The sequence below is a fragment of the Flavobacterium sp. PL11 genome (assembly GCF_035985025.1).
GTDB lineage: Bacteria > Bacteroidota > Bacteroidia > Flavobacteriales > Flavobacteriaceae > Flavobacterium.
The window spans coordinates 64080-90372 of the sequence record NZ_JAXCIA010000017.1; the positions used below are offsets into that span (position 1 = coordinate 64080).

General features: G+C 30.7%; 20 protein-coding genes. 8 read left to right on the forward strand and 12 right to left on the reverse strand.

Annotated elements, in window-relative coordinates:
• The first annotated feature begins 457 nt into the window (after window positions 1–457).
• A complete protein-coding gene (locus RCH18_RS10395) occupies window positions 458–892 on the forward strand; it encodes a response regulator (RefSeq protein WP_326936689.1) in 435 nt (144 codons plus the stop codon).
• A gap of 16 nt (window positions 893–908) precedes the next feature.
• Window positions 909–4874: a PAS domain S-box protein gene (locus RCH18_RS10400; protein ID WP_326936690.1), complete on the forward strand. Its 3966-nt coding sequence runs from the start codon at window positions 909–911 to the stop codon at window positions 4872–4874.
• A gap of 92 nt (window positions 4875–4966) precedes the next feature.
• Here RCH18_RS10400 and RCH18_RS10405 read toward each other — a convergent pair whose 3' ends face one another.
• Window positions 4967–5512, reverse strand: coding sequence for a hypothetical protein (locus RCH18_RS10405; protein ID WP_326936691.1), 546 nt, complete (start codon window positions 5510–5512; stop codon window positions 4967–4969).
• A gap of 767 nt (window positions 5513–6279) precedes the next feature.
• On the opposite strand from RCH18_RS10405, the gene RCH18_RS10410 reads away from it, so the two are divergent.
• Window positions 6280–8001, forward strand: a complete 1722-nt coding sequence (locus tag RCH18_RS10410; protein ID WP_326936692.1) for an FAD/NAD(P)-binding protein — start codon at window positions 6280–6282, stop codon at window positions 7999–8001.
• A 344-nt stretch (window positions 8002–8345) separates the two neighbouring features.
• On the opposite strand, the gene RCH18_RS10415 is transcribed toward RCH18_RS10410, so the two are convergent.
• From RCH18_RS10415 to RCH18_RS10425, 3 genes are read right to left on the reverse strand one after another with little or no spacing between them, the layout of a single operon-like run.
• Window positions 8346–10127 carry a CHASE3 domain-containing protein gene (locus RCH18_RS10415; protein ID WP_326936693.1) on the reverse strand — a complete coding sequence of 594 codons (1782 nt, stop codon included), beginning with the start codon at window positions 10125–10127 and terminating at the stop codon, window positions 8346–8348.
• Window position 10128: 1 nt separating this feature from the next.
• Window positions 10129–10575, reverse strand: a complete 447-nt coding sequence (locus RCH18_RS10420; protein ID WP_326936694.1) for a response regulator — start codon at window positions 10573–10575, stop codon at window positions 10129–10131.
• A 12-nt stretch (window positions 10576–10587) separates the two neighbouring features.
• On the reverse strand, window positions 10588–11151 hold the full coding sequence (locus RCH18_RS10425) for a helix-turn-helix domain-containing protein (protein ID WP_326936695.1): 564 nt from the start codon (window positions 11149–11151) through the stop codon (window positions 10588–10590).
• Window positions 11152–11660: 509 nt separating this feature from the next.
• On the opposite strand from RCH18_RS10425, the gene pyrF reads away from it, so the two are divergent.
• Together pyrF and RCH18_RS10435 are read left to right on the forward strand one after the other, a co-directional pair.
• The gene (pyrF, locus tag RCH18_RS10430; protein WP_326936696.1) at window positions 11661–12479 is read left to right on the forward strand and encodes an orotidine-5'-phosphate decarboxylase; all 819 of its coding nucleotides are present in this window, start codon (window positions 11661–11663) and stop codon (window positions 12477–12479) included.
• Window positions 12480–12565: 86 nt separating this feature from the next.
• Window positions 12566–13366 (forward strand): ABC transporter substrate-binding protein, encoded by an 801-nt coding sequence (locus RCH18_RS10435; RefSeq protein WP_326936697.1) that lies wholly within the window; start codon window positions 12566–12568, stop codon window positions 13364–13366.
• Here the strand turns inward: RCH18_RS10435 and RCH18_RS10440 are convergent.
• Window positions 13361–13498 (reverse strand): hypothetical protein, encoded by a 138-nt coding sequence (locus RCH18_RS10440; RefSeq protein WP_326936698.1) that lies wholly within the window; start codon window positions 13496–13498, stop codon window positions 13361–13363. The two genes, RCH18_RS10435 and RCH18_RS10440, sit on opposite strands and share 6 nt — an antisense overlap.
• A 105-nt stretch (window positions 13499–13603) precedes the next feature.
• Between RCH18_RS10440 and RCH18_RS10445 the strand changes: the two genes are divergently transcribed.
• Entirely contained in the window at window positions 13604–14389 is a 786-nt protein-coding gene (locus RCH18_RS10445; RefSeq protein WP_326936699.1) for an alpha/beta fold hydrolase, read from the forward strand.
• Between the two features lie 191 nt (window positions 14390–14580).
• On the opposite strand, the gene RCH18_RS10450 is transcribed toward RCH18_RS10445, so the two are convergent.
• Window positions 14581–15999, reverse strand: a complete 1419-nt coding sequence (locus RCH18_RS10450; protein ID WP_326936700.1) for an adenosine deaminase — start codon at window positions 15997–15999, stop codon at window positions 14581–14583.
• 588 nt (window positions 16000–16587) lie between these two features.
• Here RCH18_RS10450 and RCH18_RS10455 point away from each other — a divergent pair.
• Window positions 16588–18120, forward strand: a complete 1533-nt coding sequence (locus tag RCH18_RS10455) for a SulP family inorganic anion transporter (RefSeq protein WP_326936701.1) — start codon at window positions 16588–16590, stop codon at window positions 18118–18120.
• A gap of 185 nt (window positions 18121–18305) precedes the next feature.
• Here the strand turns inward: RCH18_RS10455 and RCH18_RS10460 are convergent, their stop codons facing one another.
• On the reverse strand, window positions 18306–19544 hold the full coding sequence (locus RCH18_RS10460; protein WP_326936702.1) for an NAD(P)/FAD-dependent oxidoreductase: 1239 nt from the start codon (window positions 19542–19544) through the stop codon (window positions 18306–18308).
• A gap of 105 nt (window positions 19545–19649) precedes the next feature.
• Complete coding sequence (locus RCH18_RS10465; RefSeq protein WP_326936703.1) at window positions 19650–20183, reverse strand: GNAT family N-acetyltransferase; 534 nt, start codon at window positions 20181–20183, stop codon at window positions 19650–19652.
• 152 nt (window positions 20184–20335) lie between these two features.
• Between RCH18_RS10465 and yaaA the strand changes: the two genes are divergently transcribed.
• The gene (gene yaaA, locus RCH18_RS10470; protein WP_326936704.1) at window positions 20336–21094 is read left to right on the forward strand and encodes a peroxide stress protein YaaA; all 759 of its coding nucleotides are present in this window, start codon (window positions 20336–20338) and stop codon (window positions 21092–21094) included.
• Window positions 21095–21239: 145 nt separating this feature from the next.
• On the opposite strand, the gene RCH18_RS10475 is transcribed toward yaaA, so the two are convergent.
• The 4 genes from RCH18_RS10475 to RCH18_RS10490 all read right to left on the reverse strand — a co-directional run bounded on the left by RCH18_RS10475 (window position 21240) and on the right by RCH18_RS10490 (window position 25926).
• Window positions 21240–22823 (reverse strand): DHA2 family efflux MFS transporter permease subunit, encoded by a 1584-nt coding sequence (locus RCH18_RS10475; RefSeq protein WP_326936705.1) that lies wholly within the window; start codon window positions 22821–22823, stop codon window positions 21240–21242.
• A gap of 67 nt (window positions 22824–22890) precedes the next feature.
• Complete coding sequence (locus RCH18_RS10480) at window positions 22891–23970, reverse strand: HlyD family secretion protein (RefSeq protein ID WP_326936706.1); 1080 nt, start codon at window positions 23968–23970, stop codon at window positions 22891–22893.
• Window positions 23971–23978: 8 nt separating this feature from the next.
• Window positions 23979–25310 carry a TolC family protein gene (locus RCH18_RS10485; protein ID WP_326936707.1) on the reverse strand — a complete coding sequence of 444 codons (1332 nt, stop codon included), beginning with the start codon at window positions 25308–25310 and terminating at the stop codon, window positions 23979–23981.
• Window positions 25300–25926 (reverse strand): TetR/AcrR family transcriptional regulator, encoded by a 627-nt coding sequence (locus RCH18_RS10490; RefSeq protein ID WP_326936708.1) that lies wholly within the window; start codon window positions 25924–25926, stop codon window positions 25300–25302. Before RCH18_RS10490 ends, RCH18_RS10485 begins: the two co-directional genes overlap by 11 nt.
• Window positions 25927–26293: the final 367 nt, after the last annotated feature.

Here is a 26293-nt window from a genome sequence, read left to right on the forward strand (position 1 = left end):
TAATTAGGTATGTAGTCAATAAAAATTATATCTACTTGATAATTTCAAAAATACATTTTAAGCAACGAGTGATAATTACACAATTTTTGCACGGCGTTATATAATTATTATATCGTATTTTAGCATTAAATTATATTATAATGATAACAAAATCAGCGTAGTTACAATTTTTTTTAATACTAGTTTAATGATTAATTTGCATTATTTTTTGATGGTTATATATTATTTAAAAGACGAAATAGTTATAAATAAATAGTCGCTCTTGCTTATTTTATAGAATTTTAAAATTTTAAATATATATTCGTAAAGGATCATTTAAATACGATATTCTAAAGACCAAATTTAAGTAGGTCATATAATTTTTACTATTTTTGATTTCGATTTAAAAAATAGTATCTGTAAAAACTTAAATTTACTCTTATCAATAAGCTGTAATAAAAATTTAAATTAGTTAGATATGAGAAAGCTTTTACTTGCAGATGACGATATGGATGATCGGCTCTTTTTTCAAGATGCAATCGAAGAATTATTTACTACAAACAATTTAATAACTGTTAATGACGGGGTGGAATTAATGAATTTTTTAAGGGCCACACTTAGTGAACTGCCAGATATTTTATTTTTAGATTTAAATATGCCTAGAAAATCAGGTTTCGACTGTTTATCAGAAATAAAATTAAATGAGTTATTGAAAGGAATCCCGGTTGTCATTTTTTCTACTTCTCTAGATCTTGAGGTAGTCAATAAGTTGTATGATAATGGTGCTCATTATTATATACGCAAACCTGGAAATTTTAATATTTTAAAAAAAGTAATTCGTGAGGCAACTATTCGATTAGAAAAAGATAGTATAATCAGACCAGAACGCCGCAATTTTATAATTCACCATTAAAAATAATCATTTTAGAATGTCTAAAAACCCTAATTACTTTTTGAATAATGGCGGCGAAATGGGAGAACTGCTGCGCGCAAAAGATTGGAGTAAAACCCCTTTAGGTTCTCCCGAAACTTGGCCACAACCTTTACAAACAGTAGTTGCTTTAGTACTCAATAATCCATTTGCAATGTATATTGCATGGGGAAAAGAGTATACTCAAATATACAATGATGGATTTCTTCCCATACTGGGTACATTAAAACATCCCAATGCCGTTGGAGGAAGCGCAAATGAAACTTTTATAGAAGTTTGCCCAGTTTTAAAGCCCATAATTAGTAACGTGATGAACGGTAAGGCAATCTATTTGTCTGATTTTGCATTGTGTTTAAATCGAAATGGATACTCTGAAAATTGCTATTTTGACTTATCTTACAGCCCTATTTATCTTGACGATGGTAAGGTAGGAGGTGTCCTTGTTACTGTTACAGAAACGACCATAAACAAACTAGCTCAAAATAAACTTAAGGAAAGTGAAGAGCGGTTTAAAGCAATGGCGGACAACATTCCCAATCTTGCATGGATGGCTAGTGGAGATGGTAGTATATACTGGTATAATAGTAAATGGTATGAATATACAGGAACTACTGCTGAACAAATGATAGGTTGGGGATGGCAAACTATTTATAATGAACAAGAATTAGCGCCTATTTTAAAAGAGTGGAATTCTTCATTAAAAGCAGGCATTTCTTTTGAAATGATTATTCCCATGAAAAGGGCTGATGGTATTTATCATCAATTTTTAACTAGAGCTTTACCACTCAAAAATGAAGAAGGGGAAATCACTACATGGTTTGGTACCAATACTGATATTACAGCGCAAAAAGTGGCTGAAGAAGCTCTTTCTCAAAGTAAAAAAGAATTAGAGTTTGTGATTGAAGCTGCTAAACTAGGCACTTTTGATTATGACCCTACTACTACTACTAAATTTTCAGCAAATAAACGCTTAAAAGATTGGTTTGGTTTATCTACCGATGAGGAAATTAACTTAAATGATGCCACAAATATTATAGCTGAAAGTGATAGAGCAAAAGTTTTACATGCTATACAGACAGCATTACAATATTCCTCTGGTGGGAATTATGATATATCCTATACGATTATAAATCCAATATCGAAAAAAGAAATTATTCTTCATGCTAAGGGTAAAGCTCTATTTAATAAGCAAAAGCTAGCTTGTCGATTCAATGGTACAGTTGAAGATATAACAGTGCAAACCTTAGCTAGAAAAAAACTGGAGCAAAGCGAGAATAATCTACGATTAATGGTTTTGCAGGCTCCAGTTGCGATAGCCATTTTACGTGGGGAAAATTATATTGTTGAAATTGCAAATAAAAGTGCACTAGAATTGTGGAATAAAACCAAAGACGAAGTGTATAACATTTCTGTTTTTGATGCTTTACCAGAAATTGAGCAGCAAGGTATTAGAGAAATCTTGGACGACGTCAGAACTACGGGACAACGATTTACTACCACAGAACTTCCTTTGCAAATTAAAAATTTTGGAGCGCTAAAAACGGTATTTATCAATTTTTCTTATGAGCCACTGTTTGATGAAAACGATCATATTACAGGTATAATGGCTATAGGATTTGATGTAACTCAACAGGTCCTAGCCCGTCAAGATGTGGAGAGAAGTGAGCAAAGTATGCGTAGTTTAGTCGAAAGTGCGCCATTTCCTATAGCTGTTTATACCGGAAATGAAATGCGTATCACCTTAGCTAATCAGTCGATTATAGAAGCTTGGGGGAAAGATACTGATGTGATAGGTAAATTGTATAGAGAAATATTACCTGAACTGCAAAGCCAAAATATTTATGAGCAAATAAGCGAAGTATATAACAGTGGAATTGCATTTCATGCAAAAAATCAACGTGTAGGTATTGTTAAGGACGGAATATTAAAATATTTCTATTTTCATTACAGTTTTACTCCGTTGAGAGATTCTAATGGGGAGATTTATGGCGTAATGAATACAGCAGCCGAGGTAACGGAATTGAATGAAGCGAAACAAAAAATTGAAGAGAGTGAAAAACGATTTCGAGATGCAGTGCAGCAAGCACCAGTTGCAATAGCCATAATAAGAGGTAAACAAAATACTGTTGAGCTTGCAAATGCTTCTTATTTAGAATTAGTAGACAAAGCAGAAATAGAATTATTAGGAAAACCAATTTTTGAATCTTTACCAGAGATAGAAGGGGCAATAAGCCCAACTTTTAAAGAAATTTATAGAACAGAAAAAGCATTCTTTGGTTATGAGTTTCCAGTACAACTACAACGTGCTGGGAAAATTGGAACATATTATTTTAATTTTGTTTACCATCCCCTCAAAGAAGCAGGTAAAATAAAGGGTATCATGGTAGTAGCCGCAGATGTTACGGCAAACGTTACTGCTAAAAAAGCACTCGAAGATAATGAGCAGCGATTGAATATTGTGATAAGTGCTAGTGAACTTGGAGTATGGGAGATAGATTTAAAAACTAATGTTGTAAAAGTATCTGAACGAGCATCAGAAATTTTAGGACTTTCTGACGTTAAAAATATAAATCGTGAAGCACTTTCTAGTATGGTGCATCCAAGTGATGAAAACATTAGACTTATTGCTTATGAAACTGCGCTTAAAACAGGGATACTTAATTATGAAGTTAGAATCATTGTAAATGAAATTATATATTGGATCGAAACTAAAGGAAAAGTATTTTATGATAATGAACAAATAGCAGCTCGAATTATAGGCACTATAAGAGATGTAAGTGAAGAAAAAAACATACAAACGCTGTTAATAGAAAGAGAGCAAAAATTTAGATTATTAGCTGATTCTATGCCGCAGTTTGTTTGGACTGCAACCCCTGAAGGGAAATTGAATTACTGGAATCAAGCTGTTTACGACTATTCTGGATATGAAAAAGCAGAAATAATAGATAAAGGTTGGTTATCTATTGTTCACGATGATGAGCAACAAGAAAACACTCGCAAGTGGATGATGGCTATTGCCAATGAAAACAATTTTTTAATCGAGCATCGTTTCCGAAAGCGTGATGGCACCTATCGCTGGCAATTAAGTCGTGCCATTCCTCAACGTGATAAGGAAGGTAAAATTACCATGTGGGTAGGAACAAGCACTGATATTCAAGATCAAAAAATGTTTACTAATGAATTAGAAAAACAGGTTTCTGAAAGAACAAAAGAGCTTTATTTTAAAAACGAAGATCTTGAAAAAATGAATAAAGAACTACAGTCATTCGCCTATATTTCTAGTCATGATTTGCAGGAGCCACTGCGCAAGATCCAAACGTTTGCTACGCAATTGATTGAAGCAGAGCGCGATAATCTTTCTGAAAGAGGGAAGGATAAATTTCGTCGAATGCAAAACGCTGCCAATAGAATGCAAACACTTATTCAAGATTTACTAGCCTATTCTAGAACGAGTGTTCAAGAGCGTAATTTTGAAAAGGCAATGCTATCAACTATTTTAGATGAGGTTAAAGAGGATTTAGAATATGATAAAATAAATATAGATAATGTAATAACAGTAATAAATGATTGTGAATTAGAAGTTATACCATTTCAGTTTAGGCAGTTACTATTTAATTTAATAAGCAATTCAATAAAATTTTCAAAAGAGAATGATCATCCAAAAATCAGTATTGAATGTACGATTGATTTTGGATCTAAATTTCCAAATAAAAAATTGATCGACATTAAAAAATATTGCCATATAAAAATTCAAGATAACGGTATTGGTTTTGAAAAAGAATATAGTGAAAAAATATTTGAAGTATTTCAACGTTTGCACGGTAAGGAGAAGTATGACGGTACTGGCATTGGTTTAGCTATTGTTAAAAGAATAATAGATAATCATAATGGATTTATTACCGCAAGCGGAGTTTTAGATATTGGAGCCATCTTTAATATTTATATACCTTACACTACTGAATAAATTTAAAAGGTTAATATAAAATATTGAAAAAGGTTAAATTTAAAACAAGAATGCTTGACACTTTAAAAACAAGCATTCTTGTTTTTTTATTTTTATCTATAAACTTCTTGTCCACGATTTGCTTTCCAGTTTTGTTCTAAATAATCAGCATCTTCATCATTTCTTGGATGGACTCCCATCACTACATGTCCATTTTTGACACCTGATTCATATATTTTGGCACGCTCTTCGGGAATTCCAGATCCTACTAGTGCCCCTATTAATCCTCCTGCAATTCCCCCAGCTCCAGCTCCGGCTAAACCAGCAGCTAATGGTCCTGCAACTATTAATCCTAATCCTGGAATAACTAAGCTGGTTCCTATTGCTGCAATTACTCCCACTATAGCGCCTAAAGTTCCACCTATTGCTGAACCAGTTCCTGCGGTCTCAGCAGCTTTTGTACCTAGTTCAGAAGTGTCATTTTGATCTGAATAGTGATTTTTACGGGTTTCATCAGACATTACTAAATTAATGTCATCTCTCGAGTAGCCTCGTTCATGTAATGTATTATAAGCATTTTCGGTGCTTTCACGATCAGAGAACATTCCAGTAAGCATTGGAGTTTTTCCAGCTCTTGCATTGTCAAAATTATTTTCCATGATAAAATATTTAGATAGTGAATTTGTTTTCACATTTACAAATTTGATAATTATCTATCTACAACGTGTTATAGTATTTTTTACAATTTTTATGAAATTTAGATAGCAGCCTACTGTGAAATAAAACATTATAATTTGTGATTTTCTTATAATTTGCGATGCAAAAGCCTACACCATTTGAATAGTTGGATCTGTACTTGAGAACACAGACATTTAAATCTAACGACAAATTTATTAGTTAAATCTTCTTTTATTAAACCTAAAAAACAAACCACACCAAATTAAATGTTTTAGATAATCAAAATTTAAATATGAAATTCAATCTTACAACTTGGATCGTAGAAAGCAACGTTTAAATGTATTTAACCTAAATTAAAAAATTGATTTGTAATTACATAATTGGAAAGTCCAACTCAACTAATTTTATAAAAAAATATCTTAATTGCGTAAATTTATTGGTATTGTTTTAAAGTATTTTTGTCTTAAATGAGCATGTTATTACAAAGAAATCACTAAGAAAAAAAAGATAAAATTTTGAATATTTGGAAAAAAATAGTTAAACAAGGTTTGTTAAAAACACTTTAAAATATTCAACTGCGTGAGGAAAAAACAAGAAAATCTTTTCTTGCAACTTTAGTGGTTTTTACCAAAAGGTTTTAAGATTAAATTTATTTTAATTTAGTAAACATTGATTACAGATTTACTTTTTTTTGACCTTAATTTTTACTGCTTATATAGAAAATAGTACAATAATTATAATTACTAAAATGAAAACAAAAAAACGCATTGCCATAGTAGGAGGTGGTCCAAGCGCATTATTTTTATATAAAAGATTACTTGAGTCAGGTGAAACAAATTTTGAAGTAGAGATTTTTGAGAAAAAAAATACTTTAGGCTCAGGTATGCCATATAGCAGTGAAGGGGCTAATGACGAACATGTAACTAACGTTTCAGATAATGAAACACCTGATTTAGTTACTTCTATAAGCGATTGGCTGAGAATGGTGCCAGCTTCATTACTGGAACGTTTTTCTGTGAACATTGACACATTTAATGAATATAAAGTATTACCAAGATTATTGTTTGGCATGTATCTTACGGAGCAATTTAATATGCTTAACGATATTGCCAATAAATTAGATATTACAACACATATTCATTATCACACTACGGTGTTTGATATTGAATATGACAAAGATGATACTCAAGTGTGGATCATTACAGCAAACGATAAAATTTTATTTGATGATGTGATTATCTGTACTGGACATGCTTGGCCATCGCGTTTAGAAGGCAAATATAAAGGCTGTTATGACTCGCCATATCCACCGTCAAAATTAGAATTTCATGTCAATCATGCTGTTGCAATAAGGGGCGCTTCATTGACTGCTATTGATGCTGTACGAACATTAGCAAGACAAAATGGAAAATTTGAATACGATTCCCATCATAATTTGTGCTATCGCCTTAATGAACAAAGTCAAGATTTTAAAATAGTAATGCATTCTCGTGGTGGCTTATTGCCAGCGGTGCGATTTCATTTAGAAGATTCTCATTTATCTAATGATTATTTATTAAATAGCGCAGAGATTAAAACGCATATTACAGGAAATCAAGGATTCTTATCATTGGATTATTTTTTTCAAAAGAATTTTAAAGAAATTTTTTTGCAAAAAGATCCACAATTTTACGAAAGAATTAAACATTTAAGTATTGAAGAATTTGTAGACGAAATGATGGATCTACGATTTCAATTAGATCCTTTTTTACTTTTAAAGGCTGAATATAGCGAGGCTGAAAAATCGATAAAAAGACATGAATCTGTTTATTGGAAGGAAATGCTTGCTGTTCTTAGTTTTGCAATGAATCATCCCGCTAAATACTTTTCTGCGGAAGATATGTTAAGATTGCAAAAAGTCTTAATGCCTTTGATTTCAATAATTATTGCATTTGTACCTCAGAAATCTTGCGTGGAGTTATTAGCACTACATGATGCAGGTGTCTTATCGTTAATTTCTGTGGGTGCAGATAGCACAGTAGAGCCTCAAACTGAAGGCATTATTTATCATTACACCGATGAAGTTAACAACGAACTTTCTGATTATTATAAAATATTTGTAGATTGTATTGGTCAGCCACATTTATCGTATGAAGATTTTCCATTTGAAAGTTTAAAAAAACAAAAAGCTATAAGTCCAGCTAGACTGCGCTTTAAGTCAAACGCTATTGCCGAAAAAGCTTCATGTGAAGGAAATATAGGCGTAGAATGCGACAGTAAGGGAAATTATTATTTGAAAGTTACAGGAATCAGTATAAATGATAATTTTCAAATAGTAGATTATTATGGAGCCTATATTGAAAATATATATATTATGGCTGTACCTTATATTGGTGGCTTTAATCCTGATTATTCGGGACTTGATTTTTGTGAAGCAACATCATTACGTATTGTAAATAGTATTTTCAATATAAGTGCGGTACAGGTTTAAAGATTTAGTTTCTATCTAAGAGGCTTTATATGTTAATTGAAATAAGGTTTTTATCAGCAAATAGGGTAAGATAAGAATCAAATTTTTTATCAATAGTTGTTCTCAATAAATTGCATTGCAGCTAGTAATTTGATTATTCAGAAATTTATGAAAATAGCTTGATAAGTGAGATTTCTAGTCCGAATTTCATTTCTAAAATCAATTAATAAAAATTCAGTATTAAAAAGCCTTCTACTATTTGATTTAGAAATGCATATGATAGAAGATCAATAATTTGCTAAAAATAGAAGTTAATTACATTTATTTAGTTCGACGTATTTAATAAGTATTTACTTTTAATAAATTTAAACTGGTAAATAAATTGTAAATATTGAACCTTCATTTAGACTTCCTTTTGCAGTTATAAAACCTTTGTGATTTTCGACTATCTTTTTACAAATTGCTAATCCAATTCCTGTGCCTTTATATTCATTTTTATTGTGAAGTCGTGAAAAAAGTGTAAAAATATTCTTGGCGTATTCTTGTTCGAAACCAATTCCGTTATCTTGAATACTAATTTTATGAAATTCATTATTTTTTGAGAAAAATTTTTCTTCTGCAATGGAAGTCACTTTTTCATAATATATTTTTATTAGTGGAGTGCTATCATGTTTGCTATATTTCAAAGAATTCCCTAATAAATTGACAAATAATTGCTGAATTTGAAAAGGTATTACCTGTAAGGTAGGTAAATTTGTAGTTTCTATAATGGCGCTTTTTTCTTCTATAGTTTGAGCTAATTCATTTTTTGCATTTTCAAATAAATAATTTAAGTCTATCATTTCAAAAACTTTCTCCGTTTTATTAGTTCTTGAAAACTGCAATAAATCATCTATTAAAACTCTCATCCTGTTCGTTGATCTTTGAATACTGGCAATATATTGCTTTCCTAATTCAGACAAATTATTGTGATCTTTACTTATTATTCGGGAAATAAAAGTTTCTATCTTTCGCAATGGTTCCTGTAAATCGTGGCTTGCAATATAATTAAAGGCATTAAGTTCTTTATTATTGCTTTCTAACTCTCTATTGCGTTGCCCAGTTAAGATAACTTCATTAATTTCTTCAGTAATATCTCGAGTGGTTCCAATATATATTTTATTTTCAGCTTTTATAGTAACCACTTGCCCCATGGCTCTTAAATAACGTATATCGCCATCTTTTCTAATTATTCTATAGGTAAAAGCTGGTAAGTCATTATGTGTTAAAATGTCTTTAGTATTTTTAACTAAAATATCTATATCATCGGGATGTATAAATTTATTGTATTCCTCTTTACTTGCTATAAATGATTGCGGGTCGCATCCAAGCATTCGATATTGATTATCAGAAAAAGTATATTTTCCTGTTTGTATATCTAATTGCCAGCTACCAAAATTTCCAATAATTTCGGATAACTTATTTACTTCAATTACTACAGAAAGGCTATTTACTGTTTTTTTGAGTAATATTAAATCACTATTCATTTTAATAAATGCAATTGTTATTAAAATTAAAGTGATTAAAAGTGTCAGGTAAATGAGGAAAGGAGTATAATTCATAGTAGACTCATAATCTTGTTGTCTTTCGTTCAACAAATGATTTTGAGTAACAATCAAACGCTCGATTTGGATGCGAATAGAATCCATTGCTTCTTTGCCCACCATTAAATTTTTCCCTATGGTATCCTTATCATAAATTTGATCTTTAAATAAATACAAATTTTTAGAAAGATAATTTTGTCTTTTATTTATATAATATTTTAGTTGTCTTAAATTGTTTTGCTGTGCCTCACTGCTTAATGTAAGCTGCTTTACTCTTTTGTAGGAATTTTTGATTAGAGTACGCGAATTATAATAGGGTTCGAGAAATTTTTTATCATTGCTTAATAAAAATCCTCTTTGACCAGTTTCGGCATCCTTTACATAGGACAATAATCGCTCTAATTCAATATTAATCTCATAACTATTATTTACATAAGTTGCTGATTTCTTTAGTATGGTGATATGTTTGAATGTAATAGCTCCAATAAAAAAGATAATTGCAACTGAAATGACAAAAATAATTTTTAAAAACAAAGGTGAACTATGAAATGGAATATATTTCATGTCACATGCGCATCAAAAAATTATCTTTATTTAAGCCTGAAGTGTGATATTGCCAGTTTATAGTAACCACCTCAGAGAGAATTTTTTTTAAATTTTCAAAGTTATTTGGTTTTTTAATATAAATATTGGCGCCATTTACAAAGGTCTCCTCAATATGCTCTTCTGATGAGGAAGTGGAATAAATTGCTATTGCAATGTCATTAAGCTTTGCATTTTTTTTGATTTCTAACAAACATTCAACACCATTTTTTTTAGGCATGTTTAAATCGAGAAATAAAACATTTGGTAAAATAGAATCCTCATCATTTAAATAATTCATCAGCTCAACACCATCCTTAAAGGTGCTAACTTTAGTATTAATTTTTAATTCATCAAATGCATCAGTAAAGAACAATCTATCGTCCTCATCGTCATCTGCAAGACAAATATTTATATATTCTGTATTCATTGAGGGTATGGTTTAGTTATAATTTTTATTAGACAATTCTCTTCTTTTATTAATTATTTTTTGAAAAGCCGAAGGAGTCATTCCTGTCATGTGTTTAAATTGTGTGCTGAGATGCGCAACACTAGAATAATTCAATTGAATAGAAATCTCAGTTAAATTGAGCGGCGTATTGATCATTAGTTGCTTAGCAAGTTCTATTTTTTGAATAATAATAAAATTTTCAATTGAAGTATAGGTTACCTCCGAAAAAACATTAGACAAATAAGCATAACTTAAATTTAATTTCTCTGCAATATAAACAGAACTCTTAACTATCAAAGGGGTATCGCTATGAACCATTTCAACAATAACATCTTTGATTTTTTGAACTAATACACTTTTCTGATTTTCAACGATTTCTATTCCATATCCTCTGAAAACATCTGTAATTTCTTTAATCTTTTCAGCTGGTAATTTTTCTAAAAAATTAAACTCTCCAAAACCGATTATATTATATTTGCACCCTAATTCAGATAACTTTTCCTGAACAATTTTCTTTGTTAAAAGGGCATAATCAAACTTTAAATAAATTTTCATACAATTTTGTTTAACGGCAAAGATATAAAAATGTTACATTAAATTTATATTCTTAATTGGTGTCATTATAATTATTAACTGACTAGTTTCTAAAAGTACTAAAATAATTTGATATCATAAACGATACTATTACGATGCCATTTGATTTACAGGAAATTAAATTTTTTTTGAATTAGCTAAATTTGACTATCGATAAGCAGAATTTGACACTTTGTTTATAAATAAAAATATATATTTTAATTCTAAATTAACATTGGAAAAACTGACTTAATTAAAAAATAAATAAATGTAATTTAAATACTTTTAATATCAGTATTAACTCTTCAGTTATTTGTAAAGCATTAAATATTTGAACGTCCTTATTATTACAATATGATAATTGTAACACACATTGTTAATGATTCTTATACGTAATTCTCTATCAAATCGTCATTAACATTAAATTATTTAATTTAATTATTCTTATTTCTTCTATATGTTTGTAATTTTGCGTCACAACTACATAGACAATGACTACACAACAATTAATTAAACAAATCAAAATTAAAAAATCGTTTCTAGCTATAGGTTTAGATACTGATTTAAATAAAATTCCAAAGCATTTATTAGAATTTGAAGATCCCATTTTTGAATTTAATAAAGAAATTATTGATGCAACTCATGATTTATGTGTTTCCTATAAACCAAATACCGCATTTTATGAAGCGTACGGTGTAAAAGGTTGGATTTCACTAGAAAAATCTATTAGATATATAAACGAGAATTATCCTGAAATATTTACCATTGCTGATGCTAAAAGAGGTGATATAGGAAACACTTCTTCTATGTATGCAAAAGCTTTTTTTGAAGATTTAAAGTTTGATAGCCTAACTGTAGCACCGTACATGGGTAAAGATTCTATTGAGCCTTTTTTAGAGTTTGAAAATAAACATACCATTTTATTAGCTTTAACATCTAATCAAGGCGCTTTTGATTTTCAAACATTAACTAATAATGGCAGTGAACTGTATAAGCAAGTAATAGAAATTTCTAAAGGCTGGAAAAATTCTGAAAATTTGATGTATGTTGTTGGAGCTACAAAAGCTGAATATTTTGCAGAGATTCGTAAAATTGTTCCTGATAGTTTTTTATTAGTTCCTGGAGTTGGCGCACAAGGAGGAAATCTAGCCGATGTGTGTAAATATGGAATGAATAAGAATGTTGGATTGTTAATCAATTCATCAAGAGGAATTATTTATGCATCTAATGGGTTTGACTATGCCGAAAAAGCAAGAGCTGAGGCATTAAAAATACAACAAGAAATGGAAATCATTTTATGTCAAGCTTAAATTTCAATTTACATTATTTTGAATTTTAAAAAATTTGATTTTGATAATTTTATTTAAAATTGATTTTATAGTTTAATACACAAGTCATGAAACAGAAAAAACTTGTTGATCAAATTGGGATTTCTCACACATTTGACACTTCACTAATGCGAATTATTTCTTTAGTTCCCTCTCAAACGGAGTTGTTGTTTGATTTAGGTTTAGAAGATCGGATTGTAGGAATCACTAAATTCTGTGTTCATCCCTATCATTTTAAGACTACCAAAAAAAAGGTGGGCGGCACTAAAAAAGTACATTATGAAAAAATAAGACTATTACAACCTGATATTATCATTTGTAATAAAGAGGAAAATACACAAGAAATCGTTTCGGAATTACGAAAAATTTGTACCGTGTGGGTCACTGACATAATTACTATCGAAGATAATTTCCAAATGATATCTGACTTTGGTCAATTATTTAATTGTAGAGTAGAAGCCCAAAAATGGAATGACAAATTAGCTTTTGCCTTGAGCGATTTTAAAGATTACCTCAAAAACAAACCTTTAAGAAAAATAGCCTACTTCATCTGGAAAGATCCATATATGATAGCAGGGTCTAATAATTTTATAAATGAATTATTAGTGTTAAATCATTTTGAAAATATCTATCAAAATACAGAAAGATATCCTGAAATTGCTCTTGAGGATTTTGGGACAAAGTATTATCCAGGACTACTATTTCTATCTTCAGAACCATTTCCATTTACTGAAAAGCATGTATTAGAAATGGCAGAATATGTCAAAAATGTTAAAATAATACTCGTTGATGGTGAAATGTTTTCTTGGTATGGAAGCAGGTTAATTAAAGCTTTGGAATATTTTAAAAAACTACAACATAAATTATAATTCACATTCTTCTAAAACCATCTCCTTAATAACAGGAGCGGTTTTATCTATATTGAAATTAATTTTAGAAAGTTTTTCATATTCCATTTTAAGCTTTTCAATTTCACTTTTCTCTTTCAGTAATCCTTTCATGGTGTAATTTTTTTGCAAATTTACATCTTACCGTAAAAAAACAATCTTTATTTTTTGTTAAGTTTAAAATTTAAAATTAAAGTCCTATTTTTACAAAAAAAAGACGTGATCAATTATACCATTTATGAAAATAAAAACAGCGACCAATGGGTTACATTTGTTCACGGCGCTGGTGGAAGTTCGTCTATTTGGTTTAAACAAATTCGTGATTTTAAGAAACAATACAATGTTTTACTTTTAGATTTACGTGGGCATGGAGATTCTAAAAACAATCTAAAAACTGCTTTTAAGCAAAAATATACCTTTTCGGCTTTAGCCAATGACATATTAGAAGTTTTAAACTTTCTTACTATTAAAAAATCACATTTTGTAGGTATCTCTTTAGGAACAATTTTAATTAGGCAATTAGCTGAAATGTATCCAGAACGAGTACAAACCATGATTTTAGGTGGTGCAATATTAAAGATGAATTTTCGCTCTCAGGTTTTGATGCGAGTGGGTAATATTTTCAAATATGTACTACCTTATCTTTTATTATATAAACTATTTGCTTTTGTTATTATGCCTAAAAAAAATCATAAGCAATCGCGTATTCTTTTTATAAATGAAGCTAAAAAATTATATCAAAAGGAATTTATAAAATGGTTTAAACTGACAGCTGAAATAAACCCAATTCTAAAGTGGTTCCGTCAAGTGGAATTAGATATTCCCACACTGTATGTTATGGGCGAAGAGGATTATATGTTTTTACCATCTGTTAGAAAGGTGGTAAGTAGCCATTATAAGTCCTCGCAGCTATTTGTAATAGAAAACTCTGGGCATGTGGTGAATGTGGAGCAACCAAATGCTTTTAATGCTGCAGTACTTTCATTTATAAACAAGACCAAATAAAAAATGCCTGCATTTAAAAAACGCAGGCAAATCTTTAACTAACCAAAACCAAAATAATAAATAACCAGTTTATTACTCAGCAAAGATCATCTATATTTGACTCTATTGTTGTTAAGAATTTGTTATTACTTTGTTGGTTATAAGTTAACTTTTAAATTAACGATATTCGTAATTCAATTAATCTTGCTTTGTTAATATAACGGAAATTTTGCTTCAAAGATTTCAAAGCGTTTATCTAAATCTTTAAGCAATTTTTTTCTTACCTTTTCCTCTTTTATAAAACTATAATTGATACTGTTATAGACGAATTGTTTAATATTAGAATAAGATATGTTTTTATATCTTTTTGCTAATAAAACATATTGCTCAGTCATATTAGAACGTAAAATTCCAGCATCATCAGTACTAATAATTATAGGAACACCAAAATCTTTATATAAAGTCAAAGGATGACGACTCTCTTTTACTTTTAAAATAAATTCATTACTTACTAAATTGATTTCTACTGGAATTTTATTTTTTGCCATAAAACGCAGTAAATCATAAGAATCTTTTTCATAAGCGATATCAACACCATGACCTATACGATTTGCTCCTGCAGTGTGAACGGCTGCACTTATATGCCACGTCAATTCTTCCGGTGGTACTAAACCCAGTGTAAGTTCACCGGCATGCATGGTGTATTTCACATTTGGATAACGGGAATGACAGTATTTAAACATAAGCATGTGCAACCAATAATCTTTCATTGAGGTCTCGCCATCTTCGGGAGAAACAATGTTAACGCCCGCCATTAGATCGCTTCCATCTGCCGATATAAATGCAATAACCAAATTTTTAAATAAATCTACAGGTTCCATAAATCGCAAAACAAAATTTTGATAACGCATTGTAAATTGCGAATCATCAATTTTTAAATCATTATGTAACTTAGAGACAAAATTAGTATTGAAATTTTTTGCGTCACTTTCTGCTCCTTTTGTAATTAAACGAGTATAAATTGAATCTAAAGATTTCAGGATTGTTTTTTCATCTTTTACTAGTGCTAATTTTCTCAATCGGGAATTGAATGGCATTAGCTCATCACTATTTATTGCCGTGGGTATTGTAGATAATTGCGTTTCAATATAACTTACATTTTCTAAAATTGCTCTGTTTTTTAATTCTATTAATCCTTCACCAAAATTCCCTTGAATTGCTGGCTCAAATTTCATAAAGGATTCAAAGAATAATTTATCCGAAGGATAATCAACACCATTGTAATCTTTGACAGACCATTTTTGTATAATTTTTTGCTTAAACAATTCTAAAGTTCCGTTATTTTTTAATGTTGAAAATTGTTCCCACTTTCCTTTGGATGGTCTTTCTTTAAGCACATCCATTGTCTCTGTATTAAGATAGAAATCGTCGTCAATTGCGCGTTTTAGTAGAGGTTCTGCATAAATAGAACCTGAAAAATGATGGTGTAGATCACCGCCTTTTGGCATCTGCGAGAAGAAAGCTGTCAATTCCGCTTCATTATTTCTTATTTTTTCGAAATATTCATTGGTTTTTTGCGAATAAACAGTGGATATTAAAAAGGCAAAAAGTACGGTATATGCTAATTTCATAAAGTGTTTTTTTGAGATTTTTAGAAGCAAATCAACATTATGATTTTAATGTTAGCTTAAAAAATAAAATTTGCCAAAGATGAATATTTCTAACTGGATTTAAAAATTTTTTGAAGAAATTCTATTTTTTTTAATTTAAAATGCAATATGTATTTCAATTAGTTAATTCTGCATAGTAAGTGATCAAACTAAATGAATTTACTTTAGCCACGAATCACGTAAATATTTATCATTCTAATCTTTTGCAATTAAACTAATCTCACCATAATTAAGAAAATTAAATTATTAAATTTTCATAGATTTGAAAATAATGGAAAAAGGTTTATTTCGCAGTAAAAATAAACGCTGCATTTGTTGTAGATACTTTCTATCTTTTTACTAATCTATAAGAAATGATAAAACAACTATCTCTTATATTTTTTGGTGAAAGCGTATAAAAGTTTTAATTTTGCATTTCCTTTAAAAAAACGATTCACCCAAGTATTAAAACTTGATTCATAAACTTTAAATCAAGAATTTCTTCAAAAAATTATTTATGATTTTTTTTGATACAATTTCTATTTGTGAATGTGTATTTAAAATTTGTCTATGAAAAAAGTATTTAATCTATTTGATTTTTCTCAAAAAGTTAATTTCCGTACTGAAATGTTAGCTGGTTTAACAGTTGCTATGACCATGATTCCAGAATCACTGTCATTTGCTATACTAGCTGGATTTCCGCCACTCATGGGTTTATATGCTGCCTTTATTGCGGGTTTAATAACGGCAGTTTTTGGTGGAAGACCGGGAATGATTTCTGGTGGTGCAGGTGCAACGGTAATTGTTTTAATAGCTTTGATGAAATCGTATGGCTTAGAGTATGTGTTTGCCGCAGTAATTCTGGCCGGAATTCTACAAATAGTTGTTGGAATCTTTAAACTTGGAAAATTCATCCGATTAGTGCCGCAACCTGTTATGTTTGGCTTTGTAAACGGTTTAGCGGTTATTATTTTTATGTCGCAATTAGAGCAATTTAAAACCATTGTCAATGGTCAAATGACTTGGATCAGCGGAAATCCTCTCTATATAATGCTAGGTTTAGTTGTGCTCACTATAACTATAATTGTCTTCTTACCAAAGTTAACCAAAGCGATTCCTGCCTCACTAGTTGCAATCATAGTAGTATTTGTTTTGGTATTTTTCTTTGGAATTGAAACTAAAACGGTTCGCGATATTGCCTCTATCAGCGGTGGATTTCCTCCTTTCCATATTCCTAATATTCCTCTTAATTTAGAAATGTTGCAAGTTATATTTCCTTATGCTTTAATAATGGCCGCTGTAGGATTAACAGAAGGTTTATTAACCCTGAACTTAGTTGATGAAATTACAGAAACAAAAGGCGATGGAAATCGAGAGTGTATTGCGCAAGGTGGCTCAAATATTCTAAATGGATTTTTCTTTGGGATGGGTGGCTGTCCTATGATTGCGCAAACATTAGTGAATCTCTCGGCCGGATCTAGAGCACGGTTGTCAGGAATTATTGCTGCTTTGACGATATTACTTATTATTTTGTTTGGTGCTCCCGTAATTGAACGAGTTCCTATGGCGGCTTTAGTGGGCGTTATGGTTATGGTCGCTATTGGAACTTTTGAATGGGCAAGTTTCCGAATTATTAACAAAATGCCAAAACACGATGTATTTGTAGGTGTTGTTGTAGCTGTCATTACTATCTTACTACACAACTTGGCACTTGCTGTATTAATTGGTGTTATTATATCGGCATTGGTTTTTGCTTGGGAAAGTGCTAAAAGAATTCGTGTCAAGAAATATACTGATGTAGCTGGAGTGAAGCATTACGAAATATATGGTCCTTTGTTCTTTGCATCAACTACCGCTTTTTTAGAAAAGTTTGATGTTGCTAATGATCCTGCAGAAGTCATTATTGATTTTAGAGAGAGCAAAATTACCGATATGAGTGCAATTGATGCCGTTAATAAAATTACGGAGCGTTACGCTAAGGTCAATAAAGTTGTTCATTTGCGACATTTAAGTGCCGACTGTAGAATTCTACTAAAAAATGCAAATCAGGTTATTGAGGTCAACATTCTTGAAGATCCAACTTATAAAGTGGTAATCGATTAAATTTAGAGACTATTTGAAATTACTGCAGTTTTTTCAAGCGTTAATAAATTAAGTTATTTAAGGTAAATATTGCAGTTGGTTTTTATAAAATTATAATTTGAGTAGATGGACATACTTTAGCCAGTAAGAGAATTAAGGTTTTAAAGGCTTAATTTTCTTAATAGTTTTTAATTTTTTTCAGAATATTAAATTTTCATTGCCTCCGCGGCCAGTCGACCTGTTTTCATTGCTGCATTTATGGAGCCATTCAATAAGTTATCGCCACAAATAAATAAATGATTTGTAATTTTTAGTTCAGATGGATCAATGGTATTTCTAACACTCTCTTGAGTAGGTAATGCGTATTTAATTCGGTAGCTTTTCAACATTTTCCAGTTATCTACTTTTTCACCGTACCACTGCTTTAGTTCTTGCTTCATATTTTCAGCTAAAGTTGTACCATCTATTTCTGGTGTACCATTGTACGAAACAGAAATTAAAATTTTTCCTTTTGGCGCATAAGCCTCGGAAACATTTGTCATTACAGTCAAATTATTAACCCACTTTTTATTCAATGAAGCATTTAGGACGACAACCGCCTTTTTAGTTGGTGCTTCATTTGCTTCAAAATAAATATTAGTTACTTGTTGCGCGCTCATTTTTTGATTTGGAACAAAATGTTGCGTAAGCTTGTTCGCGTTTGTAGCCAAAAGGATTTGATTAGCTTCATAAACAGTTCCGTCTGCTAATGTGACTTTATTATCAACAATTGCAGTCACTTCACTGTTGCATAAAATACGATTATCAGGAAGCATCGCTAGCAATTGCTTTGGGATTTCTTCCATTCCTAATTCAGGTATAGCAACATCACCATCAGAAAACATTTTCATCACAAAATCAAACATTCGTCGAGAAGTTTTTAGTTCATTTTCGAGAAATATTCCAGAAAGGAATGGCGCGTAAAAACGCTGAATCATTTTTGATGAAAAACCATATTCAATTAACTGTTTTTGCGTCGTTTGTTCCGGTTGTTCAAAAATTTCTTCAATGCTTAGGTTTTGTAATCTGTTTTTTAGCCAAAGCGTGTTGATCTTATCTTTTAAAGTTCCTACAGGGGCAAAAAGCGTTGCAAATGCCGCCGAAGGTCGTCTAAAAGGATCGGCAATTTCGAATTGGCCACCATCATAAAGAACTGTTGCGCCTGGCAACATTTTTTTTAGTTTTAAATCTTTATAATTGAGTAATGCTTGTGTCTCGGGATAGGCGGTTAAAAGCACTTGAAAACCTTGATCGAAAAGAAATCCGTCTTGAGAATCGGTTTTTACTCTTCCTCCTGCACGATCACTGGCTTCTAAAATAAGTACTTTTCGTCCTTGACGATGCAAATAAACCGCTGCCGATAATCCTGCTAATCCTGCTCCAACAATAATTACATCTTGTTTCATGGTGTTTGTAAAGTTTTATACAAAAATAAGCTAAATAGGATTTTAAAAATACGCAATAGACTATCAATTGTACTATTTTTAAAAAATTAAAATCGTACATAAAGATTAAGTTTTTAGAAAAAGATTCATCAATAAATCCGTTTGCTTGTCATTTCCCATCATAAAATCATGTTTGTCAAAAACCGTAAATCCATTTTTCGAATAAAACTGAATAGCTTTGTAGTTGTGTTCCCAAACGCCTAACCAAACACTTTCAAAACCTGCATCTAATGCTATTTGCAGCGCATAATCTAACAATAGCTGGCCTACTTTTTTACCATGAAAAGATTCAATTATATAAATGCGCTGAATTTCTAAATTATTTCCGACGATGTTTTCTGTTTGCGCATCTCCAGAATTAAGTTTTATATAGCCAATCACTTGATCATTTGCAAAAGCGAAATAAAACTGAGAATTAGCATTATTTATTTCAAACGTCAATTGCTCTAAACCAAATTTTTCTAAAATGTAAATTGCAATGTTGTCAGCATTATTAGTCGATGAAAAGGCTTCTGTAAATGTTCGAATGCTAATTTCTTGTAACAGAATTAAATTTTTAATTGTTATTCTTTGAATAGCAACCGTACTGAAGTCTTGCATTTTTTATTTTATTTTGAATGTAAAAATACTAAATATATTATCTTTTTGATTTAGATCTTTTATGGTATTATTATACAAATCAATTGAAAAAGTTCCACATTATGGTTTTCAATTAGTATTTTTGATAAAAATTATACTAAACAAAGTACTAGATGAAAATTGTTATATCACCAGCCAAATCATTAGAATTTAAAAAAGAATTACCAACAGATCTAAATACAGAATCACTATTTTTAGAGCACGCAAAACAAATTCATAAAGTCTTAAAAGAAGTAAAGCCAGTTGATTTATCTTCTTTAATGAGTATTTCAAATAAATTAGCTGATCTAAACTGGCAGCGCACTCAAGATTGGCAAACACCATTTACTACCGTAAATGCACGTCCAGCAATATATACATTTGATGGTGATGTTTATTCGGGATTAGATGCTCATACTATTCCTGTAGATAAAATTGCAATTTTGCAAGACCGTCTCCGAATACTTTCTGGTTTGTACGGTATATTAAAACCACTAGATTTAATGCAAGCTTACCGCCTTGAAATGGGGACAAAAATGGCAGTGGGCACAAGTAAAAATTTGCATGAATTCTGGAAAGCTACTCTTACTCAATCTTTGAATAACGAATTAAAAAAGGACGAATTATTTATCAATTTAGCGAGTAATGAATATTTTTCAGCTATTGACGTAAAGGCTCTAAAGGTTCCGGTAATTACGCCCGACTTTAAAGATTATAAAGAGGGTAAGTTAAAAATAATTAGTTTTTATGCAAAGAAAGCTAGAGGAATGATGGTGCGTTATATTATTGATACTCATGCTGAAACCATAGACGATTTAAAAGGATTTAACTATGATGGTTACCAATTTGATGCTAATTTATCAAAAGGAAATCAACTTATCTTCACTAGATAAATTTATAAAAGCGATTTATCACCTTACCAATTTGATACTAATTTATCAAAAGAAAATAAACTCATCTTCACCGCACAATAGTACAGACGCGATTTATCGCGTCTCCTTCAAAAAAAAAATTAAAGCAAATATATTATCCAGTAAACTAATGCATAGCATCTGCAGGATTAATTTTATTTTTACCTTTTTTTATTACCAAAATAAAGGGAATACACAATAAGAATAATGCTCCTAAATATAAAAACACATCCATATAAGACAATACCGAACTCTGTAAAATCACTTTATATTCAATTGCTTTATATGCTTTTGCCAAAGCTTCGTTTTCGGCAAAACCTTTAGACATAAAACCCATTTTAAATTGTTGAACTGCTTGTTGTACCTCAAAAGAAGTTTTATCTAAATGTGAAATTAAATTCACACGATGTTCTTGATTAAAACGCGCTAAAAAAGTAGTTATGATTGCAATACCAAAAGAGCCTCCTAATTGTCGCATCATTCCGGTAAAAGCAGCTCCTTCGCCTATACTTTTGCCTTTTAAAGTTGAAAGTGAAAGTGTTGTAATAGGCACAAATAGTAACCCTAATCCAACTCCTCTTAATATTAGTGGCCAAAATAAATGTTCTTCACCTGAATCAGTGGTAATGACGTTTTGCATCCAAAAGGTAAATAAGAAAAAGATAAAGAACCCTAAAGCTACCATATACGTTTGAGGAATACCTCGCTGAATCATTTTACCTATAAATGGCATCATAATTCCAGTTGTAATAGAGCTCGGAATCAATAACAATCCAGCATCTAGCGCACTCCATCCTAATACAGATTGTGTGTATATAGGAATCAAAAATGTAGAGCCATATAATCCAAAACCTAAAATAAAACACATTATAGTTCCCACTCTTAGATTTGTATCTTTCAAAACTCTCAAATTTACAATTGGGTATTTATAGGTTAATTCCCTCCAAATAAATAGAATTAATCCAAATACAGAGACTGTAGATAAAATCATTATCGTAAGATTATTAAACCAATCATCTTGCTGACCATGTTCTAAAACATATTGTAATGATCCTATAAAGGCACTTAAAAGAACAATTCCATACCAATCGACTTGACTTGCCTTTAATTTCTCACCGTATTTAGGACTTTTAACAAATGAAAAAGTAAGTAAGGTTGCAATTATTCCAAGCGGAATATTGATATAAAATATATATGGCCATGAAAAATGGTCAACAATATATCCTCCTAAAGGTGGTCCAAGTGTTGGTCCTACAATTACACCCATTCCGTAAATTGCTTGAGCCATTCCTCTTTTAGCAACTGGATAACTTTCGGTAATTATCGTTTGTGCCGTTACTAATAAAGCGCCACCGCCTAAACCTTGTATAAAACGAAACGTTACCAGTTCCCATATATTATCGGCATTTCCGCATAAAAAAGAGGCTACTGTAAATATAATAATGGAGGCTGCAAAATAATTCCGACGTCCAAATTGCTGTGATAACCAACTTGTCATAGGAATTACAATTACATTTGCAATGGCATACGCAGTAATCACCCATGCTACATCAGTAAGTGATGCACCTAGACTTCCCCGCATATTATTCAATGCCACATTCACAATGGTAGTATCTACAATTTCAAGCATTGCACAAAGTACAGCTGTAATGGTAATTATGACTCTCCTAAAGCCATATTCTACTAAATCATCTTCTCCAGTTGGTGCCATTTAATTTATAATTGTCAACTTTAATTTTTAAGATCTTTATTTCGAATTGTTATCATCAAAAGTCTATTTAATCCAGATGCACGTCAACATCAACGTTCATTCCAGCACGAAGTAGTTTTATTTTTTCAGGATCATTTGTAGGATTCAAACTTATTTTTACGGGTAATCTTTGGATTGTTTTCACAAAATTTCCTGTGGCATTGTCAGGTGGCAGTAACGAAAATTTAGATCCTGTTGCTGGCGAGAATGATGTAATTGTGCCTTGAAAATCGTAATCAGGATAGGCATCTACTTTGACAGATACTTTCTGACCAATGATCATTTTATTTAATTGTGTCTCTTTAAAGTTTGCAATTACCCAAGCTTCATTATTATTTATAATATAGAATAAAGATTGTCCTGGTTGTACTAATTGACCTGGCTGAATTTCAATTTTAGAAACTTGGCCATCAATGGCAGCAGTTACAATGGTATAGCTTAAATTCAATTTAGCAGCGTCAAGCATCGCTTTGGCACGTTTGATATTAGAAGCAGCTACTTCTGTTTGTTTGTCTGAGACTTTCGATTTAGCAATAATTACTGATTTTTGAAACGCACTCGCTCTTTGTTGCTGTTGTAACACACGGACTTGACTTTCAGCTTCCATTTTTGCAGCTAGTGCTTGCTCATATTGTTGTTTAGTGATTGTGCGGCTTTTATATAAATTATCATAACGATTGTAATCATTAGTAGCGCGGTCTAATCTTATTTTGGCTGATTCAATATTTCCACCTGCTGACTGAAAATTAGCATCTGAAACCGAAATACTCGCTAAAGCACTTCCTATATCCGCTTTTGAAACCTCAAAACTACCTTCAGCTCCTACAACTGCGGCTGAAGCTTCCTCAATTTTTAATAAATAATCTCTTTTATCGATAGTAAATAGCGTATCACCTTTTTTTACATAATCATTATCTTTAATATATACTTTATCCACATATCCCGAAACACGTGGTATAATAGGGTTCATATTCTTCTCTATTTGCGCATCATCTGTTTCTTCATGTGATTGAGAATGTAGGTATTTATAAGTTCCGTAAGTTCCGCCCAAAATCACTAAAGCCACTAGGATAATAATAAATTTTTTATTTGTTTTTTTCTTTTCCATGGTTATGATTATTTTTGAGCGATATTGAATGTTTGTGATAATTGGCCAGTTACAGACAGTAACTCATAGTATTTTTGAATGGTATTAGCTTTCGCCAAAGCAGTATTTATTTTTGCACTTAATTGTTCTACATCAGCTTCAAGTAAATCATTAGTGTCTGAAAGTCCGTTGTCATATTTCTCTTTTACAATTCTATAATTTTCAGTAGCTTGTTCAACAGCCTCATTATAAACAATCTTTTGTTTTAAAGCTAAGTCGTAATCTTCCATAGCCTTTTTTACCTGCATTTTAATAAAATCTGTCAATATCAATTCAGAATTTTGTACTTCCAAAAATTTATTTTCTGCTAATTTAACTAAAGTTCCATTCTTTAAAATTGCGCTTAAATCGTATGAAATTCCAACACCAAAATTCATTGCATTTTGAACGGTAATGACATTGCTTAAATCTAAAGCACTATAGCCGCCCACAATCGCAATTGATGGATAGTAAGAACCTCTTGCAATCCTTATATTGGCTTCACTAGCTTTTTCTTGAAACCGTATTGCTTCTAAATCCTTTCTATTTTCTAAAGCTGGTAATTCATTAGCGGGAATATTAGTCATCTGAAAATCTGTAAAATTTTCTTCTCGAACTTCCAGCTTTGTATTTGAATCTAATTTTAAAAGTGTCACTAAATAAAAATTAATCACTTTTAAATTATTAGACGTCTCATCAAGTGATAATTGAATTTTAGAAGTTTGCAGTTTAGATTTTAGAAGATCATTTCGAGGAATAATTCCGTTTTTTTCTAATTGAATAAAATCTTTAACGCGCTGCTGGGCGGTCTTTTGATTTTCTTTTAATAATTCAATTGTCTTTTGCGCTTTGTATAATCGTGCATAATAATCAATAACACGTATGGCAATTTCCTCTTTAGTTTGCGAAGCTGTAGCCATTTCAGCCTCATATAAATTTTGATTAGCAACAATGCTATTTTGAATTTTGAAACCCGAAAAAATAGGTAGCTTAGCATTTAGTTGACCAAGCATCACCTGATTTACAAGAGGAAGCGGTTCTTGAGTTGCGGAATTATTCTGATTTAGTTGGAAATTTATATCAGCATTTGCTAACCTCAAATATTGACCAGAAAGTTTTACATCAGGGTATTGAGTGTTTTTACTCGATTCTAATTCATATTTTTTGGTTTTTACTTTCGTATTGGCCAGCGTAACTTCATTGCTTTTGGCCCAAGCCAAATTAATAGCTTCGTTCAAAGTTAAACTTGTTTTTTCTTGCGCTGTTGCGGATGAAATTCCTATAAATAAAATTCCATAGAAAACGAATTGACTAACTTTCATAAATCAGAAGTGCTTTAATTGTTTGTTGAATATGTTTTGTCAAAGTGGTCTTTATGTAGTTATTATACAACTCTTCGGTTTTTAAGTTTAATAAATTTTCGAAGTAGGTTTTATTCATGTGAAAATAAAAAAAAGTACCTAAAATAGTAGGCGTAATAAGTGGGATAATGATATCTTTTCTAAAAATTCCTTTGCGTTGGCCATCTTCAATAATAGTTTCAAGTGATTTTAAATTGCCTTTTCGTAATTCAGATAAATCGTGTAAACTCTGCGCTCTTTTTTTCGAAGTAAATTCAAAATGTAAAATCCTATAAATTCCTCTATTGCTATTGATGCGATTGATATAAAGTTCAATAAGCTTATTTATTTTATCAACGGGTTCGAGATTCTCTTGCAGTAGATTATCCAATTGATATTTTAAATCAGAAGTTCTATAAATGATCAGTGATTCTAATAAACGTTCTTTGGATCCAAAATAATAAGATATCATGGCAATATTTATTTTTGCTATTTTAGCAATAGTACGAATTGAAGTTCCGTCGAAACCTTTTTCTGAAAAAAGGTTTTCGGCAACTTCCAGAATTTGAATTTGTTTATCGTTAAAATTATTTTTCAATAGCAGTGTTTTTTTTCCAAATTCAAAATTAAACAACTGTTTAAATTAAACAACTGTTTAAATGTTAAATTAACATAAAATTAACATAATTGTTTTATACTATTTATATCTAATAGTGTAGAATTAATAAGTTTAATTAAGCAAATCTTATTTAAAAGTATGAGAGTATTTGTCATTGTTAGAAAATGAAAACACTTTAAAACTTGGTTTAAACGGTTCTAAAAGTATCGTAATGATATTTATTTTTATCTTAAGTGATGTTCTAGAACGACGTATCCGCCCGACGAACCCCATATTTTTTAGATCAACCTAAGGGAGTAGTTTTGTTCTAAACAATTTGGACATGGACAAAAATGAATTTATGTTA

Coding starts and splice junctions, on each gene's coding strand:
- RCH18_RS10395 (WP_326936689.1), top strand. CDS start 458: ATGAGAAAGCTTTTACTTGCAGATGACGATATGGATGATCGGCTCTTT.
- RCH18_RS10400 (WP_326936690.1), top strand. CDS start 909: ATGTCTAAAAACCCTAATTACTTTTTGAATAATGGCGGCGAAATGGGA.
- RCH18_RS10405 (WP_326936691.1), bottom strand. CDS start 5,512: ATGGAAAATAATTTTGACAATGCAAGAGCTGGAAAAACTCCAATGCTT.
- RCH18_RS10410 (WP_326936692.1), top strand. CDS start 6,280: ATGAAAACAAAAAAACGCATTGCCATAGTAGGAGGTGGTCCAAGCGCA.
- RCH18_RS10415 (WP_326936693.1), bottom strand. CDS start 10,127: ATGAAATATATTCCATTTCATAGTTCACCTTTGTTTTTAAAAATTATT.
- RCH18_RS10420 (WP_326936694.1), bottom strand. CDS start 10,575: ATGAATACAGAATATATAAATATTTGTCTTGCAGATGACGATGAGGAC.
- RCH18_RS10425 (WP_326936695.1), bottom strand. CDS start 11,151: ATGAAAATTTATTTAAAGTTTGATTATGCCCTTTTAACAAAGAAAATT.
- pyrF (WP_326936696.1), top strand. CDS start 11,661: ATGACTACACAACAATTAATTAAACAAATCAAAATTAAAAAATCGTTT.
- RCH18_RS10435 (WP_326936697.1), top strand. CDS start 12,566: ATGAAACAGAAAAAACTTGTTGATCAAATTGGGATTTCTCACACATTT.
- RCH18_RS10440 (WP_326936698.1), bottom strand. CDS start 13,498: ATGAAAGGATTACTGAAAGAGAAAAGTGAAATTGAAAAGCTTAAAATG.
- RCH18_RS10450 (WP_326936700.1), bottom strand. CDS start 15,999: ATGAAATTAGCATATACCGTACTTTTTGCCTTTTTAATATCCACTGTT.
- RCH18_RS10455 (WP_326936701.1), top strand. CDS start 16,588: ATGAAAAAAGTATTTAATCTATTTGATTTTTCTCAAAAAGTTAATTTC.
- RCH18_RS10460 (WP_326936702.1), bottom strand. CDS start 19,544: ATGAAACAAGATGTAATTATTGTTGGAGCAGGATTAGCAGGATTATCG.
- RCH18_RS10465 (WP_326936703.1), bottom strand. CDS start 20,183: ATGCAAGACTTCAGTACGGTTGCTATTCAAAGAATAACAATTAAAAAT.
- yaaA (WP_326936704.1), top strand. CDS start 20,336: ATGAAAATTGTTATATCACCAGCCAAATCATTAGAATTTAAAAAAGAA.
- RCH18_RS10475 (WP_326936705.1), bottom strand. CDS start 22,823: ATGGCACCAACTGGAGAAGATGATTTAGTAGAATATGGCTTTAGGAGA.
- RCH18_RS10480 (WP_326936706.1), bottom strand. CDS start 23,970: ATGGAAAAGAAAAAAACAAATAAAAAATTTATTATTATCCTAGTGGCT.
- RCH18_RS10485 (WP_326936707.1), bottom strand. CDS start 25,310: ATGAAAGTTAGTCAATTCGTTTTCTATGGAATTTTATTTATAGGAATT.